The sequence below is a fragment of the Clostridium sp. AF23-6LB genome (assembly GCF_003461085.1).
GTDB classification, from domain to species: Bacteria; Bacillota; Clostridia; order Lachnospirales; family Lachnospiraceae; genus Coprococcus; species Coprococcus ammoniilyticus.
On sequence record NZ_QTWK01000003.1, the window covers coordinates 412,155 to 426,577 of the forward strand.

Genomic DNA, 14,423 nt, shown 5'->3' on the forward strand with positions numbered 1-14,423 from the left:
TTCGGCACAGAATTCTGTAACCTGCCGGAGAACTATTTACAAATCTATATACTTCTATCTTCTTTCGTTACTTCTGTAAAAACTATAGATCTTTTACTTCTTTAAACTTTGCCCGATTCTGTTCGATCTTATCTTCCCCACCGATTGCACAGATAACCCCGCCATCTGTGATCGCCCGGATCACAGGTGCCAGTGAACGGATCGTTTCTACATTTGCAGTAAGCACCTGATCACGTTCTTTCTGAAGCTGCTCATCTGTAATACCTGCAAAGTAACAGGTCTGGCTGAATGCTCCTTCTGCTGATGGTGTCATTGGAGAATCTAACTTCGCGATCGCACCGATCAGATATTTGGTCATATCTCTGTCGCTTGCATCAAAGCCTGCCACATAGTCTGCTGCCTTCTTATAGATATCATATGTCTCCATCAGGTTCGGATCTCTGTAGGATGTAAAATACCCCATTCCTGATCTGGCAAATGAACACATAGCTCCATATGCCCCACCCTTTACACGGATATTCTCCCAGAGATATCCATAGGAGAAGATCACCTGTAGGACTTCCAGTGCTCCGGTATATTCAAATCCTTTTTCCTTATAATTTCCTGTGAGAGCCGCATACTGTACCTGGCTTGCTGTCTTAAAGGCTTCGTTCTTAACAGCTTTTTTCATCACACGTTTTTCTGCAAAAGCAGGTCTGGTCGACAACTTTCTTGCAAACGCTTCAATATCTGCGCCCAATAATTCCTTGATATCATTGTCACCTGTATAAGAGATTGTTACCGCTCCTTTTCTGAGGATCTCGGCAAGCGTTGTCTGCAGCTTCTCAATGATCGCATCTGCATTCTGCTCAAAATCCTGATCCAGCTCCTGTAAGAAATCATAATATCCGATTCCCTCTGTCATATCCTTAAATGCCATCACATCTGAGACATACGACATCGCGCGTGTTGCAGATGTGATATGCCCTGAAGATATCAGATCAGTCTTAAGTCCGGCCTTTTCTTCCGATATAATCTCTTTCAATCTCTTCTTATCCGAAAGCTTCGATGTGAACAGGATCTCCTCGATCAGCTTCAGACCTTCTCCAAGCTTGTCATACATGGCCTTTGTCTTAACGGAGAAGAATGAAAGATGATCCTTCCCGCCATCCTTATACATGGCTCCTGTAGAAAATCCGATACCACCGGTATGGAAATTGATCTGATTGGACAGTTCACCATATGTGTAATGCTCTGTATCCACATATTTGAAAATGTTAGTGAGCAGCTCTGCATATGGAACAAACTCTGCATCCAGATCATTGATATCAAATATAAACTCCAGATAACCGATTCCGTTAGTAAAGATATCATGACTTATTAATGGCATACCATAAATGCTGTCCTCACGGTTCTTTAACGGATGGATCTCTTTTCTGATATCAGAAATATTAAGCAACGGAACCTTCTCCATATCCTCTGCCGGAGATGGTGTCTCCTGATATAATTTTAATTCCTTTGTATCTGATACAACCTGTTCAAGCTCATTTTCCGTAAGAGAGGCCTTATAGTCCGCAAGCTTCTGCTTCTCTGCTGCATCATTCTCCTTATCAAGCCCCTTCTTCGGCTTCATAACAAAAATCATACCAAAGGTATTCTGAACCAGCTTTTCCCAGATCAGTTCTTCAAAATATCCGGTTTTCAGACTTTCTTTCAATTCATCATATACTTCATTTAACTTAAACATTTCAAGTGCAGATGCATCATCATACAGCCATGTATTAAATGCATCCAGACCCATCATAAGCCCCTTCGGAAATCTGCCGAAGTTTGCTTCCTTATGTTTGAACTCAAAATTATTGATCGCAGCCTCGATCGAAGTCCGATCGATCGCCTTTCCTTCTTCTCCATGCCCGGAAAGATCAGTCAGTGTATCCCTGATCACTGACACAAAACGTTCCTTATCGGACATATTTGCATTTCTTGCTACGATTGAAAAGATTGTCTGCCGGATCCCATCATCAAAGGAAGCAAAGACATCCTCTCCGATCCCTGCATCTACTAATGCTTTCTTCAAAGGTGCGCCCGGAGCGTCCATAATTGCGTATTCCAGTATATTCATGGCAACGGACTGCTTCTTATCAAGGCTGCTGCCAACTACCATATTATAGGTTAAAAATGTCTGATTTTCTTCGCTCTCATTTTCTGCGATTGAATAAAAGCAGCTCTCATCCTTCATCTGTTCATAGGCTGTCTGCACAGCGATCGTAGAATCAATCTCTCTATAATCAAAGCTCGAGAGATACTCCTTATCGATATAGTCCAATTCCTTATACATATCAAGATCACCATACAGATAAATATAACTGTTTGACGGATGATAATACTTTCTGTGAAAATCAAGAAAACGTTCCTGACTTAATGTTGGAATCGCTGCAGGATCACCACCGGATTCATTCTTGTATGGTGTGTCAGCAAGAAGAAGTTTTTCAATCTTTGAATACATCTGCTGTTCCGGAGATGAAAATGCACCCTTCATCTCATTAAACACAACACCATTATAGATCAGTTCCCCTTCTACAGTTTCAAGTTCATAATGCCAGCCTTCCTGACGCATGATCTCTGTATGTTCATAAATATTCGGATAGAATACCGCATCCAGATAGACATCCATAAGATTTTCAAAATCCTTTTCGTTACAGCTTGCAATCGGATATACCGTCTTATCAGAATATGTCATTGCATTTAAAAACGTATTTAATGAACCCTTTGCCAGTTCTACAAACGGGTCTTTTACCGGATATTTTCTGGAACCGCATAATACCGAATGTTCCAGAATATGCGGAATACCGGAATCATCATACGGCGGTGTCCGGAATCCGATATTAAACACCTTGTTCTCATCATCATTAGCAATTACAAGCACTCTGGCCTTTGTCTTCTTGTGGCTTAAGATATAACCTGTTCCATTTACTTCAGGGATCTTTTCTTCTGTTATGATGTCATACCCTGTTAATTCTTTTAAGTCTCTCAATCTGATGTCTCCTTTATTCTTCTTTATTCAAATGAAATGTCTCCGGAAGCAGCTCTTCTACCGAATACATCCTATATTCCTGTTTGTTCTTTGCTACAACGATCACGCAGCCTTGTTCGGCAAATTCGGCAATGACCTGTCTGCATATCCCACATGGATAAGTATAGTCACATTCTCCGTTCTTTAGTCCGCCAACGATCGCGATCGCAGACAGCTTTCTGCACCCTTCACTGACTGCCTTAAAAACAGCCGTCCGTTCCGCACAGTTTGTTGCCCCATAGGAAGCATTCTCTATGTTGCATCCTGTATAATAACTTCCATTCTCCATCTTTACACAGGCTCCCACCTGAAAATTCGAATATGGCGCATATGCCTTTGTTCTTGCCTGCATCGCAAGCTCGATCATCTCTGAAATCTCGTTTTCATTCATACAAATTTCCTCTTACTTCCTGTTACATGGAACTAACAGTACCACCCATAAATATAGCCTATTTTCCATGTGTTTGCAATGCGATTCTGGCGTATTCTAACTGCAAACTATACAAAACAGATTGACAGTGGTCTTACCTATTATTACACAAGACATTCTCATTCTATCCTCATGTAGCGGTACATAAGGCAGCAAAATACGCTGCCCAAGTACCGACATTCGTAACTGAGACCTTAGCTCGACTTAATCGAGGTTAGTTCGAAGTTACACAGAGTGGATAGGCTTGTTACATAATAGTAAGACCACTGTCAATCTACTATTTAAAATTTCTACTCTCTATTTAAAAATAAATCATTATTTCAAATTCACCGTCTTCTGTTTTTAAACTTCCGTGGTAGCCAAATATCTGCATGATCTCCTGCACGATGCTCAATCCGATTCCGCTTCCGTTTCTGCCGGTTCTTGCTTCGTCTCCCTTTACAAATGGCTTCCATAACTCCTCCGGATCGGTTGTAATCGGCTGTTCCATCGGATTGCTAAGGATCAGATGATCTTCCTTTAATACCAGCCGGATCACACTTCCTTTCAGTGAATACTTAATTGCATTTACAAACAGATTCTCTAACATATGGGAAAGCATCAGCGGATCACCTTTTACCGTACAGTTTCCTGACATTCTTACCTCCAGACCTTTTTCATCCAGAAGATTCTGATACCGTTCCTGTAACGGCTCCCATATCTGTTCGATGCTTACAGACTCTGTCTGTAACGCTTCCATTTTACCAAGCTTGATATACTCGCTTAACTGACATAAAAGTTCATTCATGTAAGATGTATTTTCCAAAATAACATCTATGTAATGCCGGCACTCTCCTGTCTGGTTTAACTGTTTCAGATTCTCTGCATACCCGGAAATTGCCATCAATGGACTTTTTACATCATGTGCAAGTGCTGTAATAACCGTTTCTTTTCTCTCTGCATCTTCCATCTGTGAAAATGTCCGTCTACAGGATATAAACGCAGTCAAGATCGTTGCAATTATAATGAGAAATACAACTGCAAGCCCTCCATAAAATAACCAGATACCTTCTGTATGCCAGCCAAATGGATCTGCATACATAGCGGATACGATATAATATATATCATTGTCAAAAACAACATACTGGCTTTTAAAATAATAGTTTCCACCCAAACAACCACTTATACTCTCTGTTATATCTGCGGGATGTGCTCCATAAGTCTCCATCTTAGCCAGCAAATACCTGCTCGTCTTACTATACTGATTGGCATCATCTACTCTGCCATGAAGACTCCATGCAAATTCCCCTGCATCAGCATTTTGAACCACCTGCCGGAAAGAAGGCATAATCGGTGAATACATCTGTACTTCGGACTGCATCTGCTCCATATCATCCTCTATATCCTGTACCTGTTGTTCTAATTTTTCTGTATCATTTTCGTCTGTATGCTTCGTAGTTTCTGTTTCTTGATTTTCATCTGCAGCATTTACATCGTCTTTTTCTTCTATATTGTCTACTGCATCTGAGCTTTCCAAATGCCGCCTGTAAACTGCTGTCAAAAAATATGGTGTATTTTCCTCCGCAAAGATCTCCTGTATTCTATTACGGACTTCCTCTATATCTGTCATACCTGCAATATCTTCCTGACATTCAGCCAAACTTGCACTGACACTATTTGTTGATACCTGAAAATATTCTTTTAATTCCAGATTGACCTGATTTCTGTAATAACCGATCACCAGCAGATACAATATTATGCTGACTGCTATAATGCCAGATGAAATCCATATCCATTTTCTTTTTATCTTTTGTCTTTTTCTTTTCTGCCGCTCCGACAATAATGCATTTCTTTTTTTATCATTCTTTTTGTTCTTTTTCATCGTCGTCACCCCGTATCTGATATCCATTTCCTATCACTGTTTTAATCTGCTTTCCTGCACTTCCAAGATGTTTTCGAATCTTTCGAATGTGATTATCCACACAACGATCACTGCCTTCATAATCATAACCCCATACACCGATCAGCAGCCGTTCTCTTGCCACAGTCTTATTTTTGTTCTCAAGCAACATCCGCAACAATGCAAACTCTTTTGGCGCAAGTTCTATTTCCTGAGAATCCACAAGAACCCTATACTCCGATGGCTTCATATGTATCCTGCCACAGACCAGCTCTCCGGTTCTGCTAAGATCCTTTGACCGTCTGATCAGTGCCTTGCATTTCGCATATAAGGTCACAAGAGAAAATGGTTTGATGATATAATCGTCACAGCCGAGATCATAGCCAAGCAGGATATCCCGTTCGGAACTTCTGGCTGTTAAAAACAGGATCGGAACCATGCTCGTCCTGCGCATCTCCCGGCAGATCGCAAAGCCATCCATTCCCGGAAGCATGATGTCTAACAATACAAGATCCACCCGTTCCGTCTCAAATAAATCCAGCCCATCCTGTCCGTTCTGTGCCGTCCGTACTACAATCTCATTTTCGCTTTCTCTGGTAAAATAATCTTTCACTACTTCGCAGATCTGTTCATCATCTTCAATCATCAGTATCTGATATGTCATATTTCTTACCTCCTTGCGCCTATCTTAACAGTGTCATATGACTTTTAAATGTTCTTACATAAAAAGCCTAAATAGAGTTTACTGCTCTATTCAGGCTTTCTTATTTGCTATAGTTTCTCCTCCACAGCTCGTTCCATATTCTGCATGGCACATTCTGTCTGCATGGCTCTCCCTCGTTCCTCTTCGGAAAGTCCGTCGGTTATGGAATAACATGCATCAAACAAGCCGCTCTCCATACATTGTTCGATGCCTTCCCCGAAGCAGCCTGCAAATGCAACCACTTTTTTCTTCTGTGCTTTTGCAAGTTTTGCTACGCCTGCCGGGGTTTTTCCCATTAACGTCTGCGCATCCATCCTGCCCTCTCCGGTAATAACCAGATCGACATTTTTTATTTTTTCTTTTAAATGGATCTCATCAAATACTATATCAATTCCCGGTCGTAATCTTGCATGCAGGAACATTAGAAATGCATATCCAAGACCGCCTGCTGCACCTGCTCCCGGTGTCATACGATTTATTATGCTGTCCATCTGACACTTCTCCGGGTCTGTATTCTTTTGCACTTTATCCTGCTTACAGCCTGACCAGTTCTGCTGTTCTACCAGATCTGCATAACGCACCATGGATTTCTCCATGTTCTCTACCATCTGAGCATCTGCTCCCTTTTGCGGTGCAAAGATATGGCTGCATCCATTCTCTCCAACCAGCGGATTTGTAACGTCACAGGCAATCTGAAATGAACATACTGAAAGCTCCGGTAACATATCTTCTATGTGAATCCCGCATACTTTGGAAAGTCCTTCTGCTCCAAAGCAAACTTCATTCCCATGTTCGTCAAGGAAATGGCATCCAAGTGCCTGCAGCATTCCGATCCCGGCATCATTTGTTGCACTTCCGCCAATCCCTATAATAAAGCTCCGGCATCCATGCAGCATGGCATCCTTTATCATCTCGCCTACTCCATATGTAGTTGTATGCAGCGGATTTCTGGCAGACTCCGGTACAAGCGGAAGTCCTGCTGCCTCTGCCATCTCGATCAATGCTACTTTTTCTCCTGCTTCATCATAACTGATATAAGAAGCCTTTACGACCTGTCCAAGCGGTCCTGTTACATTAACTGTATGACGTTTCATGTTCGATTTTCCATAGGCGATCGCATCCATGGTTCCCTCTCCGCCATCTGCAACCGGAACCACTTCGATCTCACGATTCTTATAATTTTTCTCCAGACCTTTTTTAACTGCCATGCCTGCCTGAACAGATGTCATACTGCCCTTAAAAGAATCAACAGCCGCCAGAACCTTAAGCGGTCTTTCTCTCAATTTCAGATCATCCTGCAATATGGTGTCATGTATTTCACATGTTCGATTCATTTGAGAAGTCCTCCCTTGCAAATATCACACCGTTTATTTCCGGTTCAGATTATATCCGACAACTGCACCCACAATACCGCCAACGATATGTGCCATATTCGAGATATTGTCCTGTACTGCGATACCTTCATATACCTGCTGTCCGATAAAGATGATCGCAACCAGAATAAAGGATAACGGAATTTCGCCTGCTCGGAATCCGGTAAAGGACGCCAGCACGATAAATGCAAATACGACACCACTCGCTCCACAAAGTGCTACATTCCAGAAAAAGATGTAATTCACAATACCGGTCGCAAGTGCTGTTACACCGATCACTTCCAACATTTCTTTCGAACCATATTTTTCTTCTAACATCGGTCCAAGCAATAACAGATAGGAGGCATTTCCGATAAAATGACTCCATCCTGCATGCCCGAATACATGTGTAAAGAATCGCAGATATGTGAGTGGATTTGTAAGCGATGAATGATACGTCATAAATAATAACCGGGTACTTCCGCCACCGGTCAGAACCCCAAGCAGAGTTACAACAAAACAAATAAATACAAAGCCCAGCGTCACCGGCGCGTTAAATGTGATCTTTAATTTTCTCATCTGTATATACCTCCCCATATAGAATGAATAGCTTTATTATACCCTATTTATGTATAAATACAAAGAGCCGCTTCGACTCTTTTACCCCCAGAACAAAATTGCTTTACAGGATAAATATTTCTATAAAACAAAACTACCGTCCATCCGGCAGTCTGATCATAACAGTTTCAACTGACGATCAAATCTGTATCCGAATAAACGGTAGTCTTATATGTACTTTGCCCATTCTATTCATCCGAAAAATCATTGCCTATACTATGGTCAGATGATTTTCCATCACGATATACCGATGAATTTACAGATTATATTCTTTCTTTGTATCAGCAAGTGCTGCATCCATACGCTCGATAACGGCTGCGATCTGTTCCTCAGTAATAACCGCTGTCGGCTCGAAACGGATACACTTGGAGTTTACAAGTGTTCCGGCTGTCATAACACCTCTTGAGAACAAGCCCTTTGCGATGCTGTAACCGATATCAGATGTAACAAACTCAACAGCAAGCATCAGACCTACGCCTCTGACATCATCGATGATCTCAGGATATTTTGCCTTCAGACTTTCAAGTCCTGCCTTTAAGATCTTACCTTTGCTTGCACACTGTCCTGGAATATCATTATCAATCATGTATTTGATCGTTGCGATCGCTGCCGAACAACATACAGGGTTACCACCAAATGTAGGAGAACCAAGTAACCATGGGTTGTCGATCAACTGCTGTACCCACATGGATGGCTTACAGATAATACCTGTGATTGGCATGATACCACCACCAAATGCTTTACCGAATGTCATGATATCCGGTGTTACGCCTTCTGCTTCGCATCTCCACATTGTACCGGTACGACCCATACCTGTCTGGATCTCATCAAAGATCAACGCTACACCATACTCATCACAGATCTGTCTTAACTCTGTCAGATATCCTTCCGGTGGAACGATAACACCAGCCTCGCCCTGAATTGGTTCAACGATCATGGCTGCAACCTTTTCACCAACAGCGATCAGGTTACGGATTGCCTTTCTTGCATCCTCTGCATTACCATATTCTACATGCTGTACCTGCTGTACCATAGGTGTATATGGAACTCTGTATGTATTCTTACCACCCATTGAGATTGCACCCATTGATTTACCATGGAATGCACCAACGGTTGAGATATACCATCTTCCGCCTGTTGCGATTCTGGCAAGCTTCAATGCCATTTCGACTGCCTCTGCACCACCATTTGTAAAGAAACAATACTGAAGATCACCCGGTGTGATATCTGCAACTGCCTTTGCAAGATATCCACGAAGCGGATCCAACAGCTCCTGTGAATGAAGCGCCTGATGATCAAGCTGTGCCTTTACGGTATCAAGGATCTCCGGATTTCTATGACCACATGTATAAATACCGAAACCACCAAGACAGTCAATGAATTCTTCACCATATAAACCATCACATACGCCGTCATGATCTTTCCACTCAAGCACTGCTGAGTTGGTAGATACTGACTTTCTGTATTTTAACCAGCCCGGGCTTACATAATTATCAAAATAATCTAATGTCTGTTCTGTCATTAATTTCTTTTCATCATCTGTTAATTCATCTGAATGGATATAACCAATTACCTTTTCCAAATCCTTACTTACCTGTTCATAACTCATATTAAAATCCTCCTTAAAATATATTCGTGTTATAATGTGTCTGTCTGATCCTGTATGTTACCTAACACAACCTTTCCATGAACATTTACAATCATTGATTGAAGTATAAATTTTACGGCCATTAAACTGAAAAAAAGGAGCCTGTGACCTGTTCACAAGCTCCTTTGCTTCTATGTCTGTATATTATCGTATCTCATGCTCTTTTTCAATTACTAATTTATACCATTTATCTACCATTTATCTATTATATATAATTAAATATAAGTATATTTAGCTCATATAACTGACTTGTAATTCCATCGTCATACCTCTATCGAAGTATCATTTTCTACCCTATTTCTGTTATTCGCCAAATCAGTCGGTATTTGAAACGCATTAAAAAGCAATAAAAAACCGCCCACCTTCATTTTTCAGAAAGTGAACGGTCTGTTTTATCTAGTGTTCATACCAGCCTACAATACCCGGGTTCAAATTGATATTGATCTGCTTAACCTCCTGATATTCCTCGATACCATGAACGCCAAGCTCTCTGCCGATACCGCTCATCTTATAGCCGCCCCAAGGTGCTTCATTAAAGGTTGGGTTGTAGCAGTTGATCCATGTGATACCTGCGCGAAGCTCACTGATCACACGATGTGCTCTGGTTATATCGGAAGTAAATACAGCTCCGGCAAGACCATATACGGTATCATTGGCCATCGCAATCGCTTCTTCCTCTGTCTTAAAGGTCTGGATACTGACAACCGGACCAAAGATCTCCTCACGGACGATCTTCATATCCGAAGTACAATTATCAAAGATCGTTGGACGTACAAAGTAGCCCTTTGCACATTCTCCTTCTGTATAGCGCTCACCACCTGTTACAAGTGTTGCGCCTTCCTCGATACCACTCTTTATGTAAGACAGAACTTTCTCCATATCCTTTTCCGTAATGACTGGTCCGATATCCGGATTGTTCACCGGATTGCCGATCGTCATGGCTTCCGCCTTTTTCTTTAATCTGGCAACAAATTCATCATGGATGCTTTCTTCTATGATGATTCTGGATCCTGCGGCGCATACCTCGCCCTGATTGAAGAAAATACCGATCATTGCCCACTCTACAGCGCCATCCAGATCTGCATCTGTGAAAATGACATTTGGTGATTTACCACCAAGCTCCAGTCCGATCTTCTTCACATTTGTAGCGGCTGCTTTCATCAGGCTCTGACCGACTCTGGTACTTCCTGTAAATGTGATCATATCAACATCGGTATTCTCGCCCATTTCCGTTCCGACCTCAGCATCACCCTGTAACAGATTGACGCAGCCCTTCGGAAGTCCTGCTTCTTCAAAGATCTCGAATAACCGGATTGTTGAAAGCGGAGCCTTTGGACTTGGTTTAAACACGATACTGTTTCCTGCTGCAAGTGCAGGCGCCAGCTTCCAGACAGACATCAAAAACGGATAATTCCATGGAGTGATCTGCGCACAGACACCGACCGGCTCTCTGGTCTCATATGAATGCATCTTGCCAAATCCATCATTTACCTCATATACACCACCATGCGGAGTCTTGCAAAGACCTGCGTAATAACGGAAGCAATGAATACCATCACTGATATCTCCTTCTGCTTCACGAAGCGGCTTACCATTATCCAGAGTATCCAGCATTGCCAGTTCATCGGCATATTTGTCGATCAGATCTGCGATCTTTAGAATCATATCACTTCTGGTCTGGGAATCCATATCACGCCACTCTCTTGTCTGGTAAAATGATTTCTTTGCCGCAGCGATCGCACGTCTGGCATCTTCTACACTGCTTTCATAGACCTGCGCGAGCACTTCTCCGGTCGCCGGATTGATAACGTCAAACGGCTTTTCCATACTTCCTGTTACCCACTCACCATCAATATACATCTTTTTTGGTTCCATATATCTTACTCCTCCTAATCAACTTTTTTGTCTGCCTTTTTCCGTTTTGTATTACTGCTTTAATTTGTTCCATATATCGTTGTAAACAGTCAATGTATCTGTATCAAGATTTCCAACAAATTCACCTTTTTCAAATACCTCAGCCGGTATATTCTTTGCTTCATTGTTCCTGTAATCTTCATTTGCCTCCACTGCAGTTGCATTCGCATTCAGATATGGGTATTCCGCCATAACCTTTGTAGCAACATCCGGATCACACATATAGTTGATGAATTTCATTGCATTATCATAGTTCTTGGCACCCTTTGCGATTGCCCAGTTATCAATGAATTTATATGCGCCCTCTTCAGGGAATACAATCTTGATTGATGGGTTCTCATCCATAGCAAGCGCTACTTCAGCAGCCCAGCAGTAACCAACATTACAATCTCCGCTGATCAGAGATGACTTTGGACTGTCACTGTCATATACTGCGATATTATCCTTTAATGTCAGAAGCTTCGTTTCAACCTCGGCAAGCTTTGCTGTATCTGTTTCATTCATGCTGAGTCCCATGCTTCTCTCCGTCATACCGATAACTGCTCTATAGTCATCCAGTGCTACGATCTGTCCTTTTAATGAAGGATCAAAGAGATCTGCGTATCCCTTAATATCTGTTGATACCTTGTCGGTGTTGACTGCGATCGCTGCCACACCACCCTGATAAGGAACGGAGTAGACATTGCCCGGATCATATGTAGGATCCAGATACTGACTACCAATATTTGACAGATTGGTAAGTGCATCCTGATCCAACTTCTCAAGCATTCCCTGAGCGATCATGGATTCTACCATATAGTCACTCGGCTGTACGATATCATAAGTTCCTTCATCCTCTGATTTTACCTTTGCAAGCATATCCTCATTGGATGAGAATGTTGATACATTTACTTTAATTCCATATTCTTTTTCAAAATCCTTAATTACTTCATCCGGTACATACTCTGTCCAGATGAACAGGTTTAACTCTCCGTTTGTACTGTCTGCTTTCTTACCACAGCCTGTGATATTTACTGCTGTCATTGCAAGAACAAGTGATAATGCAATACTTACTGCTCTTTTTCTGTTTTTCTTCATAATTATGTCTCCCTTCTACTCTTGAACCTTGTTCGGTTACTTCTATAAATTGTTTACTGTTTCATTCTATACAGCTACTGTTTTTTCTTCTTAAACAGATTGCCCTGAGTCAGGACAACAAAGATGATCGTGCCTGCTAAGATCAGTGCTGATAATGCATTTACATCAGGTGCTACTCCACTCTTAATACTTGCCATAACCTGTAACGGATAAGTCATCGTATTACCATTTACAAAGTAGCTTATGATAACGTCATCAAGCGATAACGTAAATGCCAGTAATGCACCGGCTGTAATGCCGGGTCTTAAAACCGGAAGTGTGATCTCCCAGAATGTACGGATGCGGTTAGCTCCCAGATCCATACTTGCTTCTTCAATCGAAATATCATAGCCGGATAATCTTGCCCTGACATTGAAGATAACATATGGCACACAGAAGGTGATATGTGCAATGATCAATGTAAGCATACCTCTTGGGATCGAGACCTTTGCGAATACCGTAAGTAAGGATATACCCATTACAATCTCAGGAATAACGACCGGGATATATAAAAGTCCGTCTATGATCCCTTTTCCTTTGAATTTATATTTGTACATTCCGATCGCACCGAGCGTACCTATAATCGTTGAAAGTACAGTTGTGACCAATGCTATGATCATCGTATTGCCAAAGGATGTAAGAAGCGACTGATTTTCAAACAATTTCACATACCAGTCAAATGTAAACCCCTTCCAGGTCAGATATGGTTTTGATGTCGTTGCATTAAAGGAATTCACTACAACAACTGCAATCGGCATAAACAATACAATATAAATCAGAGAACAAAAGATCTTTGAAAGAATACTCTTTGTTCTTACTTTTGCTTTTCTGCTCATCGTTTACACCCCCAGACTATCCATATCGCCGCCTGTCTTCTGGTACAGTTTGACGAGGATCAATGTGACAACAATTAATATGATGGATAAGGCTGCACCAAGAGGCCAGTTATTTCCACTCTTGAACTGGCGCTCGATCAGGTTACCAATAACATCTGCATTTCCACCACCTAAGATATTCGATACAAAGAAATATCCAAGACATGGGATAAATACCATGATACAGCCGGAGAAAATTCCGCTGGCTGTCAGCGGCAGGATCACTTCAAAGAAAGTCCGCCAGCCCTTAGCTCCAAGATCAGAGGAAGCCTCCAATAAAGTATGATCTAGCTTACCGATCGCAGTATAAAGCGGAAGTACCATAAATGGGAACAGGCAGTACACCATACCAAATACAGTAGTTCCCTGGTTATATAAGAGGTTCAATGGCTCTGATATCAGATGCAGCTTCATAAGCACGGTATTCAACCAACCGGCCGAACCAAGGAATGTCTTCCATCCATAGATACGGATCAGTGAATTCGTCCAGAATGGAATAATAACCAGCATATATAACAGGTTCTTTGATCTGCTCTTTGTCCTTGCAATAATATAGGTAAACGGATATGCAAGCACGATACAGATCACGGTTGTAAGCAATGCAATCACAAGTGACTGAACATAGATCTTAATATAAGAACTGTCCACCAGATGTTTGTAATTATCGAATGTGAACTGAAATGTTACATTGTAATACTGATCAATACTGCAAAAACTCATGACCAGTATATAGATGAGTGGAACTGCTACCAACAGGATCAGCCATAAGGTCACCGGCCCTACCATGATCGTTGCCGGAAGTGTCTTTTCTCTGAATCTCTTTTTATTCATATCAA

At 41.7% G+C, this 14,423-nt stretch carries 11 protein-coding genes; all 11 read right to left on the reverse strand.

Features of this window, described 5'->3' with window-relative positions:
• Nucleotides 1-82: 82 nt before the first annotated feature.
• The 11 genes from DWY07_RS08900 to DWY07_RS08950 all read right to left on the reverse strand — a co-directional run bounded on the left by DWY07_RS08900 (nt 83) and on the right by DWY07_RS08950 (nt 14,418).
• The gene (locus DWY07_RS08900) at nt 83-3,013 is read right to left on the reverse strand and encodes an insulinase family protein (RefSeq protein ID WP_117822752.1); all 2,931 of its coding nucleotides are present in this window, start codon (nt 3,011-3,013) and stop codon (nt 83-85) included.
• A 13-nt stretch (nt 3,014-3,026) separates the two neighbouring features.
• A complete protein-coding gene (locus DWY07_RS08905; RefSeq protein ID WP_021943733.1) occupies nt 3,027-3,443 on the reverse strand; it encodes a cytidine deaminase in 417 nt (138 codons plus the stop codon).
• 340 nt (nt 3,444-3,783) lie between these two features.
• Nucleotides 3,784-5,343 (reverse strand): histidine kinase dimerization/phospho-acceptor domain-containing protein, encoded by a 1,560-nt coding sequence (locus DWY07_RS08910; protein WP_173783589.1) that lies wholly within the window; start codon nt 5,341-5,343, stop codon nt 3,784-3,786.
• The gene (locus DWY07_RS08915; protein WP_117807659.1) at nt 5,321-6,025 is read right to left on the reverse strand and encodes a response regulator transcription factor; all 705 of its coding nucleotides are present in this window, start codon (nt 6,023-6,025) and stop codon (nt 5,321-5,323) included. Before DWY07_RS08915 ends, DWY07_RS08910 begins: the two co-directional genes overlap by 23 nt.
• A gap of 107 nt (nt 6,026-6,132) precedes the next feature.
• The gene (locus tag DWY07_RS08920) at nt 6,133-7,398 is read right to left on the reverse strand and encodes a glycerate kinase (RefSeq protein ID WP_226801000.1); all 1,266 of its coding nucleotides are present in this window, start codon (nt 7,396-7,398) and stop codon (nt 6,133-6,135) included.
• 33 nt (nt 7,399-7,431) lie between these two features.
• Complete coding sequence (locus DWY07_RS08925) at nt 7,432-7,995, reverse strand: rhomboid family intramembrane serine protease (protein WP_117807660.1); 564 nt, start codon at nt 7,993-7,995, stop codon at nt 7,432-7,434.
• Nucleotides 7,996-8,290: 295 nt separating this feature from the next.
• On the reverse strand, nt 8,291-9,643 hold the full coding sequence (locus tag DWY07_RS08930; protein WP_008402829.1) for a putrescine aminotransferase: 1,353 nt from the start codon (nt 9,641-9,643) through the stop codon (nt 8,291-8,293).
• Between the two features lie 435 nt (nt 9,644-10,078).
• Complete coding sequence (locus tag DWY07_RS08935) at nt 10,079-11,557, reverse strand: aldehyde dehydrogenase family protein (protein ID WP_117822756.1); 1,479 nt, start codon at nt 11,555-11,557, stop codon at nt 10,079-10,081.
• Nucleotides 11,558-11,608: 51 nt separating this feature from the next.
• Nucleotides 11,609-12,673 carry a spermidine/putrescine ABC transporter substrate-binding protein gene (locus DWY07_RS08940; RefSeq protein WP_117807662.1) on the reverse strand — a complete coding sequence of 355 codons (1,065 nt, stop codon included), beginning with the start codon at nt 12,671-12,673 and terminating at the stop codon, nt 11,609-11,611.
• Nucleotides 12,674-12,747: 74 nt separating this feature from the next.
• Nucleotides 12,748-13,548 (reverse strand): ABC transporter permease, encoded by an 801-nt coding sequence (locus DWY07_RS08945; protein ID WP_117807663.1) that lies wholly within the window; start codon nt 13,546-13,548, stop codon nt 12,748-12,750.
• Between the two features lie 3 nt (nt 13,549-13,551).
• Nucleotides 13,552-14,418 (reverse strand): ABC transporter permease, encoded by an 867-nt coding sequence (locus DWY07_RS08950; protein WP_117822758.1) that lies wholly within the window; start codon nt 14,416-14,418, stop codon nt 13,552-13,554.
• Nucleotides 14,419-14,423 lie beyond the last annotated feature (5 nt).

What these genes read in the sequence shown, in the direction of transcription:
- DWY07_RS08915 (WP_117807659.1), bottom strand. Translation starts at nt 6,025, where the DNA reads ATGACATATCAGATACTGATGATTGAAGATGATGAACAGATCTGCGAA.
- DWY07_RS08950 (WP_117822758.1), bottom strand. Translation starts at nt 14,418, where the DNA reads ATGAATAAAAAGAGATTCAGAGAAAAGACACTTCCGGCAACGATCATG.
- DWY07_RS08945 (WP_117807663.1), bottom strand. Translation starts at nt 13,548, where the DNA reads ATGAGCAGAAAAGCAAAAGTAAGAACAAAGAGTATTCTTTCAAAGATC.
- DWY07_RS08930 (WP_008402829.1), bottom strand. Translation starts at nt 9,643, where the DNA reads ATGAGTTATGAACAGGTAAGTAAGGATTTGGAAAAGGTAATTGGTTAT.
- DWY07_RS08940 (WP_117807662.1), bottom strand. Translation starts at nt 12,673, where the DNA reads ATGAAGAAAAACAGAAAAAGAGCAGTAAGTATTGCATTATCACTTGTT.
- DWY07_RS08920 (WP_226801000.1), bottom strand. Translation starts at nt 7,398, where the DNA reads ATGAATCGAACATGTGAAATACATGACACCATATTGCAGGATGATCTG.
- DWY07_RS08935 (WP_117822756.1), bottom strand. Translation starts at nt 11,557, where the DNA reads ATGGAACCAAAAAAGATGTATATTGATGGTGAGTGGGTAACAGGAAGT.
- DWY07_RS08905 (WP_021943733.1), bottom strand. Translation starts at nt 3,443, where the DNA reads ATGAATGAAAACGAGATTTCAGAGATGATCGAGCTTGCGATGCAGGCA.
- DWY07_RS08925 (WP_117807660.1), bottom strand. Translation starts at nt 7,995, where the DNA reads ATGAGAAAATTAAAGATCACATTTAACGCGCCGGTGACGCTGGGCTTT.
- DWY07_RS08910 (WP_173783589.1), bottom strand. Translation starts at nt 5,343, where the DNA reads ATGAAAAAGAACAAAAAGAATGATAAAAAAAGAAATGCATTATTGTCG.